Annotated in this window: 15 protein-coding genes; 14 read left to right on the forward strand and 1 reads right to left on the reverse strand. The window is 59.9% G+C overall.

The genetic code is table 11. The features are described from left to right. Positions 1-288 precede the first annotated feature (288 nt). The 6 genes from ACMGGW_RS19465 (at position 289) to ACMGGW_RS19490 (ending at position 8,391) form a co-directional block, all read left to right on the forward strand. Positions 289-903, forward strand: a complete 615-nt coding sequence (locus tag ACMGGW_RS19465; protein WP_089196268.1) for a helix-turn-helix domain-containing protein — start codon at positions 289-291, stop codon at positions 901-903. Further along, positions 904-1,800, forward strand: coding sequence for a queuosine precursor transporter (locus ACMGGW_RS19470; protein ID WP_004937338.1), 897 nt, complete (start codon positions 904-906; stop codon positions 1,798-1,800). It abuts the gene before it with no gap. Continuing rightward, positions 1,778-2,617 carry an NADPH-dependent 7-cyano-7-deazaguanine reductase QueF gene (gene queF, locus ACMGGW_RS19475; protein WP_141999303.1) on the forward strand — a complete coding sequence of 280 codons (840 nt, stop codon included), beginning with the start codon at positions 1,778-1,780 and terminating at the stop codon, positions 2,615-2,617. Before ACMGGW_RS19470 ends, queF begins: the two co-directional genes overlap by 23 nt. A gap of 122 nt (positions 2,618-2,739) precedes the next feature. Continuing rightward, the gene (locus tag ACMGGW_RS19480) at positions 2,740-4,884 is read left to right on the forward strand and encodes a phosphocholine-specific phospholipase C (RefSeq protein ID WP_197832254.1); all 2,145 of its coding nucleotides are present in this window, start codon (positions 2,740-2,742) and stop codon (positions 4,882-4,884) included. 86 nt (positions 4,885-4,970) lie between these two features. Continuing rightward, entirely contained in the window at positions 4,971-6,107 is a 1,137-nt protein-coding gene (locus tag ACMGGW_RS19485) for an ABC transporter substrate-binding protein (protein ID WP_099816624.1), read from the forward strand. Between the two features lie 160 nt (positions 6,108-6,267). Further along, positions 6,268-8,391: a TonB-dependent receptor family protein gene (locus ACMGGW_RS19490; protein ID WP_089181349.1), complete on the forward strand. Its 2,124-nt coding sequence runs from the start codon at positions 6,268-6,270 to the stop codon at positions 8,389-8,391. A 28-nt stretch (positions 8,392-8,419) separates the two neighbouring features. Here the strand turns inward: ACMGGW_RS19490 and ACMGGW_RS19495 are convergent, their stop codons facing one another. Then, positions 8,420-9,316 carry a LysR family transcriptional regulator gene (locus tag ACMGGW_RS19495; protein WP_025304273.1) on the reverse strand — a complete coding sequence of 299 codons (897 nt, stop codon included), beginning with the start codon at positions 9,314-9,316 and terminating at the stop codon, positions 8,420-8,422. A 272-nt stretch (positions 9,317-9,588) separates the two neighbouring features. On the opposite strand from ACMGGW_RS19495, the gene ACMGGW_RS19500 reads away from it, so the two are divergent. From ACMGGW_RS19500 to ACMGGW_RS19535, 8 genes are all read left to right on the forward strand, one after another. Then, positions 9,589-10,905 (forward strand): M20 family metallo-hydrolase, encoded by a 1,317-nt coding sequence (locus ACMGGW_RS19500; protein ID WP_025304274.1) that lies wholly within the window; start codon positions 9,589-9,591, stop codon positions 10,903-10,905. After that, complete coding sequence (locus ACMGGW_RS19505) at positions 10,902-12,353, forward strand: M20 family metallopeptidase (protein ID WP_167324608.1); 1,452 nt, start codon at positions 10,902-10,904, stop codon at positions 12,351-12,353. Before ACMGGW_RS19500 ends, ACMGGW_RS19505 begins: the two co-directional genes overlap by 4 nt. Before the next feature lie 100 nt (positions 12,354-12,453). Further along, positions 12,454-13,980, forward strand: coding sequence for a p-aminobenzoyl-glutamate transporter (gene abgT, locus ACMGGW_RS19510; RefSeq protein ID WP_025304276.1), 1,527 nt, complete (start codon positions 12,454-12,456; stop codon positions 13,978-13,980). A 177-nt stretch (positions 13,981-14,157) separates the two neighbouring features. Beyond that, the gene (locus ACMGGW_RS19515; protein WP_025304277.1) at positions 14,158-15,084 is read left to right on the forward strand and encodes an aminoimidazole riboside kinase; all 927 of its coding nucleotides are present in this window, start codon (positions 14,158-14,160) and stop codon (positions 15,082-15,084) included. Between the two features lie 197 nt (positions 15,085-15,281). Continuing rightward, positions 15,282-16,691, forward strand: coding sequence for a carbohydrate porin (locus tag ACMGGW_RS19520; protein ID WP_192974146.1), 1,410 nt, complete (start codon positions 15,282-15,284; stop codon positions 16,689-16,691). A 63-nt stretch (positions 16,692-16,754) separates the two neighbouring features. Further along, positions 16,755-18,125 carry a sucrose-specific PTS transporter subunit IIBC gene (locus ACMGGW_RS19525; RefSeq protein WP_043142125.1) on the forward strand — a complete coding sequence of 457 codons (1,371 nt, stop codon included), beginning with the start codon at positions 16,755-16,757 and terminating at the stop codon, positions 18,123-18,125. Then, positions 18,125-19,534, forward strand: a complete 1,410-nt coding sequence (locus tag ACMGGW_RS19530) for a glycoside hydrolase family 32 protein (protein WP_167325045.1) — start codon at positions 18,125-18,127, stop codon at positions 19,532-19,534. Before ACMGGW_RS19525 ends, ACMGGW_RS19530 begins: the two co-directional genes overlap by 1 nt. Positions 19,535-19,555: 21 nt before the next feature. Continuing rightward, positions 19,556-20,599 carry a LacI family DNA-binding transcriptional regulator gene (locus ACMGGW_RS19535; RefSeq protein ID WP_420279525.1) on the forward strand — a complete coding sequence of 348 codons (1,044 nt, stop codon included), beginning with the start codon at positions 19,556-19,558 and terminating at the stop codon, positions 20,597-20,599. Positions 20,600-20,643: the final 44 nt, after the last annotated feature.

Genomic DNA, 20,643 nt, shown 5'->3' on the forward strand with positions numbered 1-20,643 from the left:
GAACAGTAGCCCATGAAATCGGCTTTGGTCAACATAAAAGTAAACATAAAACCGGCTTTTGTGTTCACTTTTCTATAAGTAAAACCTAATCAATTGATTTGCACGGCTTTATCTTTCTCGCAGAGGAAGCAGGCTACCCCCGCTGACATCACTGCGCTAAACGGCTGACGGTAAACAATAATTACCGCTAATAATCAGTTCGTTACCCGCTCGTCTGCGCCTTTTTATCTGGACAACGCCAATGCGTAAGATATAGTGAAGCCTGCGTAATGTTTGTAAGGACAGCCAATGAAAACCACCAACGCACAGCGCAAAATCAACATCATTAAAAATATTGAATATCTGATGCGTACCCGCGGTGAAACCAAGGCTTCCTTTTCCAATCGCAGCGGCCTGACGCGCACTACCCTCTACAAAATTCTTGACGGAAGAGTGAACAACGTTCAGCAATCCACCGTGAATCGGATCTCCGACTTCTTCGGTGTCTCCTGTGAAGAGATCGAAGACTACGATCTGGAAAAACTGGAGCTGCTCAACGAAACGCTGTCCACCGAAGGCAACAAGAACCCTTCCGCCATTCCGGTGATCCCCCAGTCGCGCTATCTGGCCGTCTCGCAGCGCAAGATCGGGCAGTTGGTCACCGAGTTTCCTCTGACTTATTTCTTCGGCGATGAGTCGAACATGTTGGCAATAAAAATAGAGACCGAAATTAAAGGGTCATTTATTCCCGGCGAGGTCATCATCATCAAAAGGCCGCCGGTACTGATTTGCGATTCACCTTTGCTGTATCACTCGGGAAAACGCGGCTTCTTTGTGGTTGACGACAAAGACAGCGAAAGCATGGACAAACGCCCTCAGGACACCGTGCAATTCCTGGGTTACATCGTTGGAGAAAGGTTATAAATGGAACCGAATCAGAAGTTCAAGCTGTTGGGCTTCACCCGGCATGGCACCATCGCGGCCAATGTCATGGTTTTGGCCACCGGCAAAACCATTACCATGGGGCTGAATGAGCTGGCCGACAGCGAAATATCAGAAGATCTGAGCCGGCACGAGCTGCAGGCGCTGTACCGCAAACTCTATGGCGATAACCAACAAAAAACCGCCTACGAGCTCAGCGATCGCCACGAACGCTCCTGGTACGCCTACCTGATTATTACCGTGGCGCTGAGCGTGATTTATATTTTCTCAACGCTGTGCGGCGTCAAGCCGATCCAAATCCCGGTGCTGAATCTCATCACGCCGCCGGCGATCTTCATCTACCCGCTCACGTTCATTCTGGTGGATATCCTCAACGAATTCTACGGGTTGCGGCTGGCACGGCGCACGATTATCATCTCGTTTATCGCCAACCTGACCTTCGTCCTGGGGGTCTGGGTAACAACGCTGGTGCCGAGTATTCCGCAGTGGGAGTACAGCGAGACCTACAACGGCATCGTGCACAGCATCATGGCGGTGCTGGTGGCCTCGTCGGCGGCCTATCTGATCTCCGAGAACGTCAACTCCTACCTGCTCTGCAAAATCAAAGAGTTGACCAACTCCCGCTACCTGTTTGTGCGCGTGATCACCAGTACCGTAGTGGCGTCGGCCATCGACAGCGTGGTGTTCTGTACGCTGGCGTTCTACAACGTGCTGAGCTGGGACATCATCAAAACCATGATCCTGTCGCAGTTCCTGATCAAGGTGGTTTACGCCCTACTGGGCGTCGGGCCGATCTACGCCACCCGCAGTCTGTTTAACCGCTACATCAATACCGAACAAGCAAAGGGCAATGAATATGCATATCCAAAAGCAAGATAAGATCACCCATCTTGGCGCGAACTCCGATTATCCGGATCAATATGCTCCCGCATTGCTCGAAGCCCTGCCGCGCGCGCGCGGCCGCGATCTGATCGGCGTGGACGAGCGGCAGCTGCCATTCAGCGGCTTCGATCTGTGGACCGCCTTCGAGTTGTCGTGGCTCAACGGCAAGGGCAAACCGGTGGTGGGCATCGGCGAATTTACCTTCCCGCACTCTTCTTCCAACCTGATCGAATCCAAATCGTTCAAGCTGTATCTCAACAGCTTCAACCAAACGCGCTTCGACAGCGTGGAACAGGTGAGCGCCGCCATGCAGAAGGATCTGTCGCAGGCGGCCAATGGCCAGGTCACCGTCAAACTCTATCCGGGGCTGGAAGGTTACCCCGCGCAGATCGATCGCCTGCCGGGCATCAACATCGACGATCTGGATATCGCGGTCGACGACTTCGCCTTCAAACCGGAGTACCTGAGCGGCGCGGCCGATCAAGGGGAACCGGTGTCGGAGACGCTGTCTTCCAATCTGCTGAAATCCAACTGCCTGGTCACCAACCAGCCGGACTGGGGCAGCGTGGTGATCCGCTATGAAGGCCGCAAAATCGATCGCGAAAGCCTGCTGCGCTACCTGATCTCCTTCCGCCAGCACAACGAATTCCACGAGCAGTGCGTCGAGCGCATTTTCAACGACATCAAGCAGAGCTGCCGCCCGGAAAAACTCAGCGTGTTCGCGCGCTACACCCGCCGTGGCGGCCTGGACATCAACCCCTTCCGCAGCGATTTCGAAACGGCGCCAGCGCTCGGCCGCCTGATCAGGCAGTAAGCGTTACCCCCCAATGCTCCCGCCAGGGAGCATTGTTTCCTCGCTTTCATCTCCCTGTTATTTTTCGCCATTATCGTCGTCAGCGGCTATCTTCAAAGCACACTGACGGAGATTAACGACGCATGCCTGACCTTTCTCGCAGAGACCTACTGCGGGCCGCCGCCATTGGATCGGCTTTCACGCTGTTGCCCGCCTCGATTCGCAAAGCGCTGGCCATTCCCGCCAATAACCGCACCGGCACCCTGCGCGACGTCGAACACGTGGTAATCCTGATGCAGGAGAATCGCTCTTTCGACCACTACTTCGGCACCCTGCCGGGTGTACGCGGCTTCAGCGATCGCTTTACCATCCCATTGCCCGGCGATCGCTTCGTCTGGCAGCAGCAGGGCGCCGAGCGGCTGGTGCTGCCCTACCATCTGGACAGCAAACGCGGCAACGCACAGCGCGTCACTGGCACGCCGCACTCGTGGGTGGATGAGCAAGCCGCCTGGGATCACGGCCGCATGAGCGCCTGGCCCACCTACAAAACGCCGGCCTCGATGGGCTACTACCGCCAGCAGGAGCTGCCGTTCCAGTTCGCACTGGCCAACGCCTTTACCCTGTGCGACGCCTATCACTGCGCTATCCACGCCGGCACCAACACCAACCGGCTGTTCCACTGGACCGGCACCAACGGCCCGTCCGCCGCCGACGTGGCGGTGGTGGTCAACGAGTGGGACAGCCCCGGCCCGGCGGAGATCGGCTACCAGTGGACAACCTATCCGGAACGGCTGGAGGCGAGCGGCGTCAGCTGGAAGGTGTACCAATTCCTGCCGGACAACTTTACCGACAACCCGCTGGCGGGCTTCCGCCAATACCGCGCCGCCAGCATTCAGGTGGGCAACCCGGCGCGGCCGCCGAAAGGCTTCAACGCCTTCGTACCTTATCGCGACGAGCTCAACGCGACCGCGCCGCTGTACAAGGGCAACGGCAACACCCTGCCGGCCGCCGACGGCAACGATCTGGACGCCATGCTGGCCGGATTCCGTGCCGACGTGCAGCAGGGCAAACTGCCGCAGGTCAGTTGGATCATCGCGCCGGCGGCCTATTCGGAACATCCCGATCCCTCCAGCCCGGTGCAGGGCAGCTGGTTCACGCAAGAGATCCTCAACGCGCTGACCGATAACCCGGAGGTGTGGAGCAAAACCGTCCTGCTGGTCAACTACGACGAAAACGACGGCTTTTTCGATCATATGCCTTCGCCTTCCGCGCCGTCGCTGCGCGAAGACGGCAGCTTCGCCGGTAAATCGACGGTGCCGTTCGATACCGAGATCTTCCAGCACGTGGCGCCGCCCGGCTCGCAGGATCAGCCGCCGCCGGACGGCCGCATCTACGGCCCCGGCCCGCGGGTGCCGATGCTGGTGCTATCGCCCTGGAGCCGCGGCGGCTGGGTCAATTCGCAGGTCTTCGATCACACCTCGGTGCTGCAATTCCTGGAAAAGCGCTTTCAGGTGCATGAACCCAACATCAGCGCCTGGCGCCGCGCGGTGTGTGGCGATCTCACCTCAGCGTTCAACTTTGTCGACCCTAACGGCGAAGCGCTGCCAAGCCTGCCCGCCACCAGCCGCCACGCCGCCGATGGCCTGCGCCAGCGCCAGGAACAGCTGCCGCAGGTGCCGCTGCCATCGCCCGCCCACCAGCGTTTGCCGCACCAACGCCGCCTGGCGCGCCCTTCCCGCGCACTGCCCTACCAGCTGCACGTCGAGGCCACCGTCGCGACCGAGCAGCGCCGCGTGACGTTGAACCTGTTCAATACCGGCGAGCAGGGAGCGGTATTTCACGTCTACGACCGGCGAGACCTGACGCAAATCCCGCGCCGCTATACCGTCGAGGCCGGCAAGGCGGTCAGCGACGACTGGCAGGCGGACAATGAGTACCATCTATGGCTGCTCGGCCCCAACGGCTTTCATCGCGAGCTGCGCGGCGTCCTGAGTCGGCCGCAGCCGGAAGTGCGTTTGCGCCCAACGGGCCGCAGCCTGCAGCTGCAGTTGAATAATCCGGGCACCGAAGCGATAGCGGTCACCCTCGAACTCTGCCCTTACACTCAGCAAGGCCCGTGGCCTATTACGCTGCCTGCGGGCGGCAGCCACCAGCAAACGTTTGACGCCCGCACCAGCGGCGGCTGGTATGATCTTACGCTGCGAGGCCCCGGCTGGCTGCGACGCCTGGCGGGGCGGCTGGAGGACGGTGAGCACAGCGTCAGCGACCCGCTGATGGGCCAGGGATGATCTATCGGCATCAAGGGAGTTCAAAAAGCGAAAGGATATCGCTTATCATTGCGTTCTCGTTCTTCGCCGATTACCCAAGGATCTTCATGCCCGCTGTTCTTATCGCTAAAGCCGGCCGCTGGTTGGCCGCCTGTGTGTTGCTGTTGGCCGGCACCGCTCAAGCCGCGCCGATCGTCGTCACCGATGTCGCCGGCCGCCAGGTCACCCTGCCGCAACCGGCCAAACGCGTTATCCTGGCCGATGCCCGTGCGCTGTTGGCGCTGAATATTCTGCATCCGCAGGAGCCGCTGAAAAACATCATCGCCTGGGACAACTCGCTGAAGGTCAAAGCGCCGGATCTGGTGGAAGCCTACGCGAAAAAATTCCCGCAGGTCATGCAGATCCCCACCTTCGACAACCCCTACACCAGTGATTTCAGCGTGGAAAGCGCGGTGGTGCGCCAACCGGATCTGATCATTTTCGACATTGGCCTGCTGAGCAAATTGAAAGACAGCGGCGTGCTGACCCAGCTGGAAAAAGTCGGCATCCCGGTGCTGATCATCGATTTTCGCCAGCAGCCGCTGACCAACACCGTCGCCAGCATGGCGCTGTTGGGAAAAGTGTTTGACGAGCAGCCCAACGCCGATGCTTTTATCCGCCTCTATCAGCAACGCCTCGAACTGGTGCGCCAGCGGGTCGCCACGCTGAAACCGGAGCAGCGCCCCAGCGTCTTCATCGAGCGCAGCGCCGGCATCAAAGGCGAACAGTGCTGCAACACCTTCGGCAAAGGCAGCTTCGGCCAGTTCATCGATACCGCCGGCGGCAACAATATCGGCAGCAAGCTGTTTTCAGACATGGGTGGAGAAGTGAACGTCGAGCAGGTGATCAGCAGCAACCCGGATTTCTATCTGCTGACCGGTGCCGACTGGAGCCGTGGCCATCGCGGCACGCTGGCGGTACCGCTGGGTTACACCACCGATATAGCCACCAGCCAAAAGAAACTGGCGCATCTGCTGGATCGTACCGGTATTAACGTGCTGAAAGCGGTGAAAGAAAAACGCGTGATGGCGATTTATCATCAATTTTACGACACACCGCTCAACTTTATCGCGGTTGAAGCGATCGCCAAATTCCTGCACCCGGCGCTGTTTAAAGATATTGATCCGCAAGCGGATATCGAAATGGTGCACCAGAAATTCACCGCGCTGGATTACAGCGGCGTCTTCTGGCTTACGCCACAATAACCTCCCGCAGGGCCCGCCAGTCGGGTCCTGTTTCCCGCATTCATTATTTAGTTACCCACTTAACTATCCCGTAACAATTCTATTTACTTGCCAATAATTATCATTAAGATTGTCTTTTCTAAAAAAACACATCCGGGTCTGAAACTCTTAAGGCATTATTATGTCACCTCTTTTTCGGCTTTCCCTGCTGACGGCTTCCATCGCCATCGCATTCCCTGTCCTTGCTACTGATAACTCATCTCAGAACGATACCGACACCGTGACCGTCGTCGGCAACTGGCTGGACAACCCTGATACCAGTTCGGTGCTGCTCAACCATCCGGGCGCGCGTTCCATCGTCACCCAGCAGCAGATGCATGAGCAAGGCGACCAAACCATCGCCGACAGCCTGCGCGGTGTGCCCGGCGTGCAGGTGCGCGACAGCAACGGCACCGGCGGCAGCGATATTTCGCTCAACGTCGGCGTGCGCGGCCTGACATCGCGTCTTTCTCCGCGCTCCACCATTCTGATGGATGGCGTCCCGCTGGCGGTTGCGCCTTACGGCCAGCCGCAGCTGTCGATGGCGCCGCTATCGATCGGTAACCTGCAATCGGTGGACGTGGTGCGCGGCGGCGGTGCGGTGCGCTACGGGCCGCAAAACGTCGGCGGCGTGATCAACTTCGTTACCCGCGACATTCCCAAAACGTTTGGCGGCACCGCCAGCGTACAAACCCAGGGCGCCAGCCACGGCGGCCTGAAGACCCTGACCAGCGCCTCCGTGGGCGGCACCGCAGACAACGGCCTCGGCGCCGAGCTGCTCTATTCCGGCCTGCACGGCCAGGGCTACCGCGACAACAACGACAACACCGACATCGACGATTTCATGCTGAAAACGCGTTATGCGTTCACCGATCGCGACGAACTGCTGGCCAATTTCCACTACTACGACGCCAAAGCCGGCATGCCGGGCGGGCTGAGCAGCGCGCAATACGCGCAGAACCCGTTCCAGTCCACGCGGCCGTGGGATCAGTTCGAAGGCCGCCGCAAGGATATGTCGTTCAAATACAAACATCAGGAAGACGACAAGCAGTTCGAAGTGTTGACCTACTTCACCGACAGCTACCGCGGCAGCAACATCGAATCGGAAGGCACCGGCAAAAACGCGGGCCAGCGGCGCATGGTCTCCTATCCGCGCCACTATTCAACCTGGGCGATCGAACCAAGCTATTCGCAGCTGTTTCGCTTCTGGAATATGGCGCACGAGATCACCCTCGGTTACCGCTACCTGAATGAAACCATGGACGAAAAAGCATCGCGTTCCGCCTGGTATAATCCGGCGAATATCGGCTCGACGCCGGATACCCCGGACTATTACCAGCATACCTCCGGCGGTACCGCAGCCAACGCGTTCTATATCGACGACACCATTAACGTCGGCAACTGGACGGTCACGCCGGGCCTGCGTTATGAAAGCATTCGCACCCACGTGGACGATTCGTTCAACAACATCAGCCGCGAGAAAAGCTACAGCGAGCCGCTGCCGTCATTGAACGTGATGTACCACCTGTCCGACGCCTGGAAACTGTTCGCCAACGCCAACACCTCGTTCGGCAGCATGCAGTATTTCCAACTGACCAAAGGCGGCAACGGCAACCAGCCGGCGCCGGGGCTGACGGCGGAAAAAGCGCGCACCTATGAGTTCGGCACCCGCTACGACGACACCGTGGTCAAGGCCGAGGCCACGCTGTTCTACATCGACTTCGATAACCAGCTGCAGTACATCAGCAACGACGTGGGCTGGACCAACATGGGCGCCACCAAGCACAAAGGCATCGAGCTGGCGCTCAGCTACGATCTCAGCGAGCTGAATCGGGCGCTCGACGGCGCCAGCGTCTACACCAGCTATACCTACACCAAAGCCAGCACCGACAAGGGCGACTTCGCCGGTAAAGATCTGCCGTTCTACTCGCGCCAGGTCTATACCGTCGGCACGCGTTACGCCACCGGCAGCTGGGTATGGAATCTGGACGGTTATGCGCAGTCGAAACAGCATTCGCCGGGCACCGGGCCGGAGTACATCACGCAGGAAAGCGCCGATGGCCAGTTCGGCAACATCGCCGGTTACATGGTGTGGAATATGCGCGGGGAATATAACTTCGGGCCGCAGCTGTCGAACCTGACGCTGGGCGCTGGGGTAAAAAACCTGTTCGATCAGCGCTACTTTACCCGCTCCAACGACAATAACTTCGGCAAGTACGTCGGCGAACCACGCACCTTCTTCGTGCAGGGGTCGATCGCCTTCTGATACCCAGGCCCCCGATGGGGCCTCGGTATCACCGACAATAAAGACGAAACAGGCGCGCCAAGTGCGCGCCCATCGGCGTCAGGGTGGTGTCCTTGCGTTGGATAAGATAAAACGTCGCTTTCGGCAGACTCTCTTCCAGCTCAAGCGGCACCAAATGCTTGCCCAGAATCGGATCCGAAATCACGTCCACCGACAGAATGCTAACAAAATCGCTCTGCGCCACCAGGCTGGTACAGGCCATAAAGGTCTCACAGGTTACGCTGATCGACGGCGCCATGCCCAAGTCCCCGAACAGATCGTGCAATAGCCGGTAATAACTGCCTTTCGGCGTCGGCATGGTCCAGTCGCAGTGCTGCAGCTGTTTCAGCGAGGTTGCCCCCTCCATCGGATGCCCTTTGCGCACCACCACCCGATACTCTTTTTCCATCAGCCGTTCGTACTGCAACTCGTTGTCGAGGCTGCTGGGGTAATAGGTATTGACGGTAAAATCCAGCTCGCCCTGACGCAGTTCAGGGATCATCGACACCAGCTGCCCCTCGACGATGCGCACCTTCACGTTGGGATACTCACGATGAAACTGAGTGACCACCTGCGGCATCACAGTACGCGCAATGCTGCCACCAACGCCGATATTCACCGTGCCGCCCGCCAACCCCAGCCGCTGCTGGATATCTTCCTGCGCCACCCGCAGCTCCTCAAGGATCAGGCTGGCATGCTGGAAAAAGTTATCGCCACAGTCGGTCAATACCACACCCTGGCTACGGCGAATAAACAACTTGGCGCCCAGCACCTCTTCCAGCTCCTGAATGGCTTTGGTCAGTGCAGGCTGGGAAAGGCGTGAGGTACGGCTAGCGGCGCGGATGCTGCCCTGGCGGCTAACGTCCACAAATGCACGTAATTGGTGCAATTTTATCGAGGCTGGCATAGGCGAAAGGCGATAACCGTTATTTATCAATAGCAAGATATTGGCATCTTATTTAGCCAGATTCCATTGTGTACATTCGGAAAAAACATAATAAATAACCAAATTCTTATTTCGCTTAATTAAGCGCATTTTCTGCGCCAATAAGCGCCATTCACGGCAGTTAGTAACCAAATACACCTTTTTATTTGCAAGAGCATCACCGTCTGATTTCAGTTCAGAGCATAACTGCTGCCTGGAGCGATCCAGCGCGCGATAACTTATGAGATATCACTATGACTAATTCGCTTTCGATGTTGGTGGCCGATCTGTACCCGCAATTGCAGGCCTGGCGCCGCGACTTCCACCGCTATGCCGAATCCGGCTGGTTTGAGTTCCGCACCGCCACCCTGGTGGCGGAAGAACTCGATCGGCTGGGTTACCGCCTGCAGCTAGGCCGCGAGGTCATCAAGGCCGAGGCGCGCATGGGACTGCCCTCGTCCGATGAGCTGGAGGCGCAGGAACTGCGCGCCCGCAATCAGGGCGCGTTGGAAAAATGGTTGCCGCATTTTTCCGGCGGCTTCGCCGGCATCGTCGCAACGCTCGATACCGGCCGCCCCGGCCCGACTATCGCCTACCGCGTGGATATGGACGCCCTCGATCTCAACGAATTGCTGGAACCCGAACACCTGCCGTTCCGTGAAGGCTTCGCCTCTTGCAACAGCGGCATGATGCATGCATGCGGTCATGACGGCCATACCACCATCGGCCTGGGGCTGGCGCACGTGTTCAAAAGCCTGGAGTCCCAGCTTAGCGGCACCGTCAAATTGATCTTCCAGCCGGCGGAGGAAGGCACACGCGGCGCAAAATCGATGGTGGAGGCCGGCGTGGTGGACGACGTCGATTTCTTCACCGCGGTGCATATCGGCACCGGCGTGCCGGCCGGTGAGCTGGTATGTGGCAGCGACAGCTTTATGGCCACCAGCAAGCTGGACGTTACCTTCCGCGGCGTCGCCTCCCACGCCGGCGCCAAGCCGGAAGACGGTCGCAACGCACTGCTGGCGGCGGCGCAGGCTGCGCTAGGGCTTTACGCCATCCCGCGCCACAGCGAAGGCAGCTCACGCATCAATGTCGGCGTGCTGCAGGCCGGCACCGGCCGCAACGTGATCGCCGATCGGGCGTTTATGAAGGTGGAGACGCGCGGCGCCACCAATGAGATCAACACGTTCGTCTATCAGCAGGCCCTGAACGCCATCGAAGGCGCCGCCAAAATGCACGGCGTCGCCTGCGACATCGCGCTGATGGGCGCGGCGCAGAGCAGCAAACCGACCCAACCGTGGGTGGATTATATCCGCCGCCAGGCGCAGCAGATAACCGAGCTGACCTCGGTGGTCGATCGCCGCGAACAGGCGGCGGGTTCAGAAGACGCCACCTACATGATGGAACGGGTGAAATCCCGCGGCGGCCAGGCCTCATACGTCATTTTCGGCACCGAGCTGAGCGCCGGGCACCATAACGAGAAATTCGACTTCAACGAACAGGTGATGGCGGTGGCGGTGAAAACGCTGGCGTCGCTGGCGCTGAACCTGCCGACATTCGGGAGCGGAGCATGAGCAACTCAAAACTGCAGGCATTTATCGACGACTACATTGACCAACGTCAACCCCGCTTCAGCACGCTGAGCGACGCGATTTGGGATCACCCGGAAACGCGCTTCAACGAGACCTATTCCGCCACGTTGCTGGCCGATGCGCTGGAACAGGAAGGCTTCTCGGTCGAACGCGGTGTGGGCGACATCGAGACGGCGTTTATCGCCAGCTACGGCAGCGGCCACCCGGTTATCGCGCTGCTGGGCGAGTACGACGCGCTGGCCGGGCTGAGCCAGCGGTCCGGTTGCGCCACGCCGCAGCCGCTGGTGGAAAACGGCAACGGCCATGGCTGCGGCCACAACCTGCTGGGCACTGCGGCGCTGGCGGGCGCCTTCGCCGCCAAGGCGTGGATGCAGCAGAACCGGCTGACCGGCACCCTGCGCTTCTACGGTTGCCCAGGCGAAGAAGGCGGCTCCGGCAAAACCTTTATGGTGCGCGAAGGCCTGTTCGACGACGTCGACGCCGCCCTCACCTGGCACCCGGAAGGCTTCAGCGGCATGTTCAACACCAGCACGCTGGCCAACATTCAGGCGGCGTTTCACTTTAAGGGCGTCGCCGCCCATGCCGCCAACTCGCCACACCTGGGGCGCAGCGCGCTGGACGCGGTGACGCTGATGAATACCGGCGCCAACTTCCTGCGCGAACATATCGTGCAGGAAGCGCGGCTGCACTACGCGGTCACCCACACCGGCGGCAGCTCCCCCAACGTGGTGCAGGCCGACGCCGAGGTGTTGTACCTGATCCGCGCGCCGCAGCTCGACCAGGCGCAGGACATTTACCAACGGGTGATTAACATCGCCAAGGGCGCAGCGCTGATGACTGACACTCAGATGGACGTGCGCTTCGACAAGGCCTGCTCCAACTATGTGCCGAACCGCAGTCTGGAACGCGCGATGTATCAAAACCTGTGTGATTTCGGTCTGCCCGAGTACAGCGACGCCGAACGCCGCTTCGCCGAGGAAATCCGCCAGACGCTGAGCCGCGACGATCTGCGCAACGCCAAACTCAACATAGCCCGCACCGGTGGCGCAGCCGGGCGCGAGTGGGTACAACTGCTGGGAGATAAGGTGCTGATGGACGAGGTCGCTCCTTATGTGGAGTCCGACGACCTGCTGTACGGTTCTACCGACGTTGGCGACGTGAGCTGGGTGGCGCCAACCGCCCAATGCTTTAGCCCCTGTTTCGCACTCGGCACTCCTCTGCACACCTGGCAACTGGTGGCGCAGGGCCGCACCGCTATCGCCCATAAGGGCATGTGCCTGGCCGGCAAGGTGATGGCGGCGACCGCCATCGATCTACTGAGCGACAGCGCCCTGCTGGCGAGCTGCCGCAGCGAGTTTGAGCACCAACGCGCCGAACAGCCGTATCGATGCCCTATCCCACAGGGGGTAAAACCCTCCCCATTGAAATAGCATGAACAGACAGGGCCCGGTTCACCGGGCCACTAAGCATAATTATAAATAAATCAAATAATAACAATCACACAACAGAGCAAACACAGAGGGTAAAATCATGAGTGAGGCCACAACGCCAATCAATAAAAGCCCCGGACGCGTTTTTTACTGGGTGGAACGCATCGGCAATAAGATCCCTAATCCGTTTTTACTGTTCGTCTATTTGATCCTGGTGCTTATGCTGGCCACCGCGCTATTTTCCTGGCTCGACGTGGCGGTGAAAAATCCGGCCACCGGCGAGCTCATCAAGGTGAATAATCTGATGAGCGTGGCGGGCATGCAGTGGATATTTCCCAACATCATCCATAACTTCAGCAGCTTTGCGCCGCTGGGGGCTATTTTGGCGCTGGTGATAGGCGCCGGCCTGGCGGAAAAGGTCGGCCTGCTGCAGGCGCTGATGTACAAAATGGCCTCGCGCGTCAGCGCCCGCTACGCCAGTTATATGGTGCTGTTTATCGCCTTCTTCAGTCATATATCGTCGGACGCCGCGCTGGTGGTGATGCCGCCCCTTGGCGCACTGATGTTCGTGGCGGTGGGCCGCCACCCAATAGCCGGACTGCTGGCGGCGATCGCCGGCGTCGCCTCCGGCTTTACCGCCAACCTGTTGATCGTCACCACCGACGTATTGCTTTCCGGTATCAGTACCGAAGCCACCAAAGCGGTGGATGGCGCGGTTCACGTCAGCGTGATCGACAACTGGTACTTTATGGCCACCTCAGTGGTCGTGCTGACCATCGCAGGTGCGCTGCTCACCGACAAATTTATCGAGCCCCGTCTGCCGAAGTGGCAAGGCAGCGCCGAAGACAAAATCGCAGCGCTGACCCCGCTGCAAAACCGGGGGCTGATGATGAGCGGTATCGCCGCGCTGGTGTTTATCGCCATCATCGCCGCTCTGGTGGTGCCGGAGGCCGCGCCGCTGCGTGACCCGAACACCGGTTCGGTGATCCCTTCCCCGTTCATCAAGGGTATCGTGCCGATCATCATCCTGTTCTTCTTCACCGTCGCCATTACCTATGGCGTAGTCACCAAACAGATCCGTCGGCCGGACGATATTCCCCACCACTTGCTCGATCCGATGAAAAGCATGGCGGGTTTTATCGTGATGGTATTTCCGCTGTCGCAGTTCGTGGCGTTCTTTAACTGGAGCAACATGGGCAAGTTTATGGCCGTCGGCCTGACCGATATGCTGGAAGCCGCCGGCATGAGTGGCGCACCGGCATTTCTCGGCCTGATGTTCCTCTCCGCCTTCCTGTGCATGTTCATCGCCAGCGGCTCGGCGATCTGGTCAATTTTAGCGCCGATCTTCGTGCCGATGTTTATGCTGCTCGGTTTCCACCCGGCGTTCGCCCAGATGATCTTTCGCATCGCCGACTCTGCGGTGCTGCCGCTGGCGCCGATGTCGCCGTTCCTGCCGCTGTTCCTCGGCTTCCTGCAGCGCTACCGCAAAGACGCGCAGCTCGGCACCTATTACGTGCTGATCCTGCCCTATCCTTTGGTGTTCTTCAGCGTGTGGATTTTGCTGCTGCTGGTCTGGTATGCGCTAGGCTTGCCAATCGGTCCCGGCGTCTATCCGAAGCTGGGCTAAATGCCCTGCTATCTCGCCCCGCGCTGTTTCGCGGGGCAGATTCCCTCCCCCCAAGCCCAGCAGAAAGATTGATCTTCCTCACTGCCCAAGCGGCTCTGAGGATTATTTCATTGCCTTGCTAAATCGGTTCTTCTATTTTAGCTAACCATCTGACAACGACAAAAATAGGGATTAAGCATGATGAATCGCGTATGGGTACTGGGCGACGCCGTGATCGACCTGGTGCCGGAAAATGCCAACGGTTATCTCAAATGCCCCGGCGGCGCGCCGGCGAACGTGGCGGTGGGTATCGCCCGGCTCGGTGGCGACAGCGCTTTTATCGGGCGTGTGGGGCAAGACGGCTTCGGCGCCTTTCTGCAGCAGGTACTGAGCGATGAAGGGGTGGATATCGGTCATATGCGACCGGATCCCGACCACCACACTTCCACGGTGGTGGTGGATCTCGATCTGCAGGGTGAGCGCTCATTCACGTTTATGGTGCAGCCCAGCGCCGATCTGTTTTTGCAGCCCGACGATCTGCCGGCTTTCCAACGGGGCGAATGGCTGCACCTCTGCTCCATCGCGCTTTCGCAAGAACCCAGCCGCAGCGCGGCCTTTGCGGCGATGGAACGCATTCGGGCGGCCGGTGGCCGGGTCAGTTTCGATCCCAACATCCGCGAAGAGGTCTGGCGCCAGCCGGAAGCGCTGCGCCCCTGCCTGCAAAAGGCGCTGTTGCTGGCGGACGTGGTGAAACTGTCGCGCGAAGAGCTGGCTTTCATCAGCCACCTTGACGATGTAGAGAACGGCATCCGCTGGATGATGCAAACCTACCCGACACGCCTGCTGCTGGTGACGCTGGGCGGCGACGGCGTCTGCGTACACGATGGGCATCGCCTGCGCCATTTCCGCGCGCCGTCGATCGTGCCGGTCGATACCACCGGCGCCGGCGACGCGTTTGTCGCCGGTCTGTTAGCGGCGCTGGCACGCCTTCACGAATTGCCGCAGGAAACGCAGTGGCCGGCGGTTATCGCCCAGGCTCAGGCCTGCGGCGCACTGGCCACCACCGCCAAAGGCGCCATGACCGCCCTGCCCCGCGCCGAAGAGCTCACCGCTTTTCTGCGCTGATCCCCTGCATCCACGGCGATCCCCTGGGCGCCGTGGTCTTTTACTCCCCACGATTTGCGCACTCGATCACAATAGCTGAATCGGGTTAGCAAACTTGATTGCCAGCCCGCTTCTTGATCGTTATCTTTCGCCATGAAAAACCGGTTTAGCAATTTAGCAAAAAATAATAACAACCCTTACCCGGATGATAGACGATGATGAAAAAACTCAGCTATTTGGCGATAACAACAGGGCTTTTCCTCTCTGCTTCCAATGCAGCGGCCTCGGGCAGCGGCAGCATCGAGGCGCGCCTCAACGCGCTGGAACAGCGCCTGGCGCAGGCGGAACGGCAAACCGCACAGGCTGAAACCCGCGCGACGGCGGCGGAACGCCGGGCGCAACAGCTGGAGCAGCGCACCGCCAACACGGAACGGCAAACCGCGCAGATTGCGCAGCATACCGCCGCGCCGCAAACGCCAATTGCCCCGATCAGCGCACTGAAACTGAATGGATTCAATGATCTGAAACTGTACGGCGACGTGGAGTTCAATCTGGACGGCGCCAGCCGCAGCGGCCAGCTGACGTCGCTGAAAGGCAGCGACCACAAAGACTGGAAGCCTGGCAACAAAGAACGCTGGGATATCAACGGCCGCATTCTGGTCGGGCTGGACGGCTACCGCCGCAATCCGGACGGCAACTTCTCCGGCTTCAGCGTGCAACCGCTGGCAGACATGAGCGGCAAAATGAACCTGGATGACGCCGCCTTCTTCTTCGGCAATGAAAAGAACTGGCAAACCAAAATCGGCCGCTTCGAAGCCTACGACATGTTCCCGCTGAATCAGGACACTTTCATTCAATACTCCGGCAATACCGCCAACGATCTGTACGCCGACGGCTTCGGCTATATCTACATGATGAAAGAAGGCCGCGGCCGCAGCAGCAGCGGCGGCAACCTGATGTTGAGCAAATACGCCGGTGATGTCTATTTCGAGCTGAACACGCTGGTGGAGGACGGCACTTCGCTGTTCCAGGACAGCCGCTATCACGGCAACGCCCTGGACAATAAGAAAAACGTCGCCTATTTGCGCCCGGTGATCGCCTGGAAAAAAGACGCCTTCAGCATCGCGGCGGCAATGGAAAGCAACGTGGTAAATAACGCCTACGGGTATCAGGACAGCCAGGGCCGCTTCGTCGATCAGTCCAAGCGCAACGGTTACGGCATGACGATGAGCTGGAACAACAGCGCCGCTAACCCGGATAACGGCGTGGTGGCCAACCTGAGCACCGCCTATCTGGATGCCTCAGGCGAGCAAGACTTCACCGCCGGCGTGAACGTGCTGTGGCGGCGCTTCGAACTGGGTTATATCTATGCCCATAACAATATCAAAGAGTTCAATACCGCCGGGATCGCCGCCGATATCCACAACCCGCTCAGCGAACCGGGCAACTACGACATCCATACCGTTCACGCGTCGTATCAGATACCTAACATTATGAATATGAAGAATTTCAATCTGTATTTAGGCGCCTATGTGTCGCTGCTGGAAGCCAACGCCGACAACAAGATCGCCAACGGCGACAACGATCAACGTTACGGCATGCGCGCCAGATTCAAGTATTTCTTCTGACATCGATTCACGACGCTGCGTCGCAAACTGCGCGGCGGCATTTTTATTTAGCAAGGGGACAACATGGACATTACCGCAACCGCCAACGCGCTGTTGCCGCTGCTCGGCGGTAAAGAGAACATCGCCAGCGCCGCCCACTGCGCCACGCGCCTGCGTCTGGTGCTGGTGGACGACAGCAAGGTGGACAAAGAGGCCATCGGCAAACTGGACGGCGTCAAAGGCTGCTTCAGCAACGCCGGTCAAATCCAGGTAATCTTCGGCACCGGGCTGGTCAACAAGGTGCATGCGGAATTCATCAAGGCAGCGGGCGTCAGCGAATCCAGCAAGGCCGAAGCCGCCGATATCGCGGCGAAAAAGCTCAACCCGCTGCAGCGCATCGCCCGCCTGCTGTCGAACATCTTCGTGCCAATCATCCCGGCGATCGTCGCTTCCGGCCTGTTGATGGGGCTGCTCGGCATGGTGAAAACCTACGGCTGGGCCGATGCCAACAGCGCGCTGTTCATCATGCTGGATATGTTCAGCTCGGCGGCGTTCATTATCCTGCCGATTCTGATCGGCTTCACCGCCGCACGCGAATTCGGCGGCAACCCCTATCTGGGGGCCACGCTCGGCGGCATTTTGACCCATCCGGCGCTGACCAACGCCTGGGGCGTCGCGGGAGGGTTCCACACTATGAACTTCTTCGGTCTGGACATCGCCATGATCGGCTATCAGGGCACCGTGTTCCCGGTGCTGCTGACGGTGTGGTTCATGAGCCTGCTGGAGAAACGGCTGCGAAAAGTGATCCCCAACGCGCTCGATCTGATCCTGACGCCGTTCCTGACGGTGGTCATCTCAGGCTTTGTCGCCCTGCTGTTTATCGGCCCCGCCGGCCGCGCGCTGGGTGACGGCATCTCCTTCGTGCTCAGCACGCTGATTGCCCATGCGGGGTGGTTCGCCGGGCTGCTGTTCGGCGGCCTCTATTCCGCTATCGTCATCACCGGTATTCACCACAGTTTCCACGCGGTAGAGGCCGGGCTGCTCGGCAACCCCACTATCGGCGTCAACTTCCTGCTGCCGATCTGGTCGATGGCCAACATCGCTCAGGGCGGCGCCTGCCTGGCGGTGTATTTCAAAACCCGCGACGCCAAAATCAAAGCCATCGCGGTGCCTTCCGCCTTTTCCGCCATGCTCGGCATCACCGAGGCGGCGCTGTTTGGTATCAACCTGCGCTTCGTGAAACCCTTCCTGGCAGCGCTGGCGGGCGGCGCGCTCGGCGGCGCCTGGGTGGTGGCCAACCACGTCGGCATGAACGCGGTCGGGCTGACGGCGATCCCTGGCATGGCGATTGTGCAGGCCAGTTCGCTGGTCAGCTATATCATCGGCCTGGCGATCGCGTTTGGCACCGCCTTCATACTCTCCCTCCTGTTGAAATATAAAACGGACGCGCAATGATGGAAGAACTCAGCTTAATCAAACAGGCGATGCAGGCGGTCATGAACGGCCAGCCACGCGCGCTGCGCGATCCGCACCGCCCGGCCTGGCATCTGGCGCCCAGCGTTGGCCTGCTGAACGATCCCAACGGCTTCATCCAGCACAACGGCGTTTATCACCTGTTCTATCAGTGGAATCCGCTGGGCTGCGATCATCGCAACAAGTGCTGGGGACACTGGCAGTCGACCGACTTGCTGCGTTGGGCGCATCAGCCGCTTGCCCTGGCACCAGGTGCCTGTTACGACAGCCACGGCTGTTATTCCGGCTCGGCGGTGGTGGCAGAAGATAAAATCACGCTGATCTACACCGGCAATGTGAAATTCCCCGACGGCTCACGCACTGCCTATCAATGCCTGGCTCAGGAAAGCGAACGGGGCGAATACCGCAAGCTCGGGCCGGTGCTGCCGCTGCCGGACGGCTACAGCGGGCACGTACGCGATCCCAAAGTATGGCGTCATCAGAATACCTGGTACATGGTGCTCGGCGCACGTGACTTGCAGGATCGCGGCAAGGTGCTGCTGCTTCGTTCCAGCGATCTGCGCGGCTGGCAACCGCTGGGCGAAATCGCCGGTTCCGGCCTGCACGACCTGGGTGAATTCGGCTACATGTGGGAGTGCCCAGACCTGTTCTCGCTGGAGGACGCCGACGTGTTGATCTGCTGCCCGCAGGGGCTGGCGCCGCAGCCGGAACGCTATCTCAACCGTTATCAGGCCGGCTATCTGCTCGGCAAGCTGGATTACCTGCAGCCGGCCTTCAGCCACGGCGAATTTCGCGAGCTGGACGCCGGCTTCGAGTTCTATGCGCCGCAGACGACGCTGGCGGAAGATGGCCGCCGCCTGCTGTTCGGCTGGATGGGCGTGCCCGAGCAAGATGAAGAAGCCCATCCGACGCGCCGTTACGGCTGGATCCACACCATGACCTGCCCGCGCGAGCTGTCGCTGCGGCATGGCCGCCTCCACCAGCGCCCGGCGCGCGAGCTGCAACAGCTGCGCGGCGAGCGAGCAGGCTGGCAAGGCTGTGCCGATGATGCCCCCGCCTATGCGCTGGGGGCTGCGGAGCTGCAGTTGACGCCGCAGGGCGCGTTCAGCGCCGCGTTTGGCGAGGCAATGACGCTGAACTGGGACGGCGAAAGGCTGCAGCTGACGCGCGCTTCCCTGGCCGACGGCCAGCCGGAGCACCGTTACTGGCGCGGCCCGGTCACGCATCTGCAGTTGCTGTTCGATCGTTCCAGCGTGGAGATCTTCATCAACCGCGGCGAGGCGGTGATGAGCGCGCGCTACTTCCCGGCCAGCGAGCCGCAACTGCGGCTGTCCGGAAGCGCGCCGCTGGCGTTGGAATACTGGCCGCTGACGCCATGCATGCTAGAATGACGCATCCTCCGATGACTTCAGATGGCGTCAGTGAAAAAAAATAAACGCATTACCATCAGTGACATCGCCACGCTGGCCGGGGTGTCGAAATCGACCGCCAGCCTGGTGCTGAACGGCCGCAGCAAGGAATATCGGGTGTCCGACGACACCCGCGACCGCGTTCTGGCGCTGGCGCACGAACACCATTATCAGCCCAGCATCCACGCCCGCTCTTTGCGCTCCAACCGCAGCCACACGCTGGGGCTGGTGGTGCCGGAGATGACCAACTACGGCTTTGCGGTGATTTCGCGCGAGCTGGAAACGCTGTGCCGCGAAGCCGGTCTGCAGCTGCTGATCGCCTGCACCGATGAAAACCCGGCGCAGGAGATGATGGCGGTGAACAGTCTGGTACAGCGGCAGGTGGACGGCTTGATCGTCGCCTCCAGCCAGTTGAACGATGCCGAATACCAGAAGATCAACGCCGGGCTACCGGTGGTGCAGATGGACCGTCTGATCGCCGGCTCCGAACTGCCGCTGGTGATCACCGACTCGGTTAATGCGACCGCCGACCTGGTGGAAAAGGTCGCGCGCCAACATCCGGATGAGATCTATTTTCTCGGCGGGCAGCCGCGCATTTCGCCGACCCGCGATCGCCTCGCCGGCTTCCAGCTTGGCCTGGAGCTCGCCGGCATCACGTGCAAACCGGAATGGATCATCAACGGCAACTATCACCCCAGCTCAGGTTACGAGATGTTCGCTCAGCTGTGCGCACAGCTGGGGCGTCCGCCCAAAGCGCTGTTTACCGCCGCCTGCGGCCTGCTGGAGGGCGTATTGCGTTATCTGACGCAGCATCAGTTGATGGAGAGCGACATCCACCTGTGCAGCTTCGACGATCACTACCTGTTCGATTGCATGACGCTGAAGATAGATACGGTCGCGCAAGACTGCCGGGCGCTGGCGCAGCATAGCTTCGACCAGGTGACCGCGCTCATCGACGAGCGGCCGCTGGAACAGCATGCGCTTTATCTGCCGGGCCGCATCCACTGGCGCCATGCCGGTTCCCGGGCGTTGTTGGCCGGGGAGTGATATTTCTGAATCAATAAAAAAGGGCGCCTGAGCGCCCTTTATCG

The sequence above is a fragment of the Serratia sp. BNK-4 genome (assembly GCF_048685115.1).
Taxonomy (GTDB): domain Bacteria; phylum Pseudomonadota; class Gammaproteobacteria; order Enterobacterales; family Enterobacteriaceae; genus Serratia; species Serratia bockelmannii.

Coding starts and splice junctions, on each gene's coding strand:
- ACMGGW_RS19495 (WP_025304273.1), bottom strand. CDS start 9,316: ATGCCAGCCTCGATAAAATTGCACCAATTACGTGCATTTGTGGACGTT.
- ACMGGW_RS19485 (WP_099816624.1), top strand. CDS start 4,971: ATGCCCGCTGTTCTTATCGCTAAAGCCGGCCGCTGGTTGGCCGCCTGT.
- ACMGGW_RS19535 (WP_420279525.1), top strand. CDS start 19,556: ATGGCGTCAGTGAAAAAAAATAAACGCATTACCATCAGTGACATCGCC.
- ACMGGW_RS19505 (WP_167324608.1), top strand. CDS start 10,902: ATGAGCAACTCAAAACTGCAGGCATTTATCGACGACTACATTGACCAA.
- ACMGGW_RS19500 (WP_025304274.1), top strand. CDS start 9,589: ATGACTAATTCGCTTTCGATGTTGGTGGCCGATCTGTACCCGCAATTG.
- ACMGGW_RS19465 (WP_089196268.1), top strand. CDS start 289: ATGAAAACCACCAACGCACAGCGCAAAATCAACATCATTAAAAATATT.
- abgT (WP_025304276.1), top strand. CDS start 12,454: ATGAGTGAGGCCACAACGCCAATCAATAAAAGCCCCGGACGCGTTTTT.
- ACMGGW_RS19470 (WP_004937338.1), top strand. CDS start 904: ATGGAACCGAATCAGAAGTTCAAGCTGTTGGGCTTCACCCGGCATGGC.
- ACMGGW_RS19480 (WP_197832254.1), top strand. CDS start 2,740: ATGCCTGACCTTTCTCGCAGAGACCTACTGCGGGCCGCCGCCATTGGA.
- ACMGGW_RS19530 (WP_167325045.1), top strand. CDS start 18,125: ATGGAAGAACTCAGCTTAATCAAACAGGCGATGCAGGCGGTCATGAAC.
- ACMGGW_RS19490 (WP_089181349.1), top strand. CDS start 6,268: ATGTCACCTCTTTTTCGGCTTTCCCTGCTGACGGCTTCCATCGCCATC.
- ACMGGW_RS19520 (WP_192974146.1), top strand. CDS start 15,282: ATGAAAAAACTCAGCTATTTGGCGATAACAACAGGGCTTTTCCTCTCT.
- ACMGGW_RS19525 (WP_043142125.1), top strand. CDS start 16,755: ATGGACATTACCGCAACCGCCAACGCGCTGTTGCCGCTGCTCGGCGGT.
- queF (WP_141999303.1), top strand. CDS start 1,778: ATGCATATCCAAAAGCAAGATAAGATCACCCATCTTGGCGCGAACTCC.
- ACMGGW_RS19515 (WP_025304277.1), top strand. CDS start 14,158: ATGATGAATCGCGTATGGGTACTGGGCGACGCCGTGATCGACCTGGTG.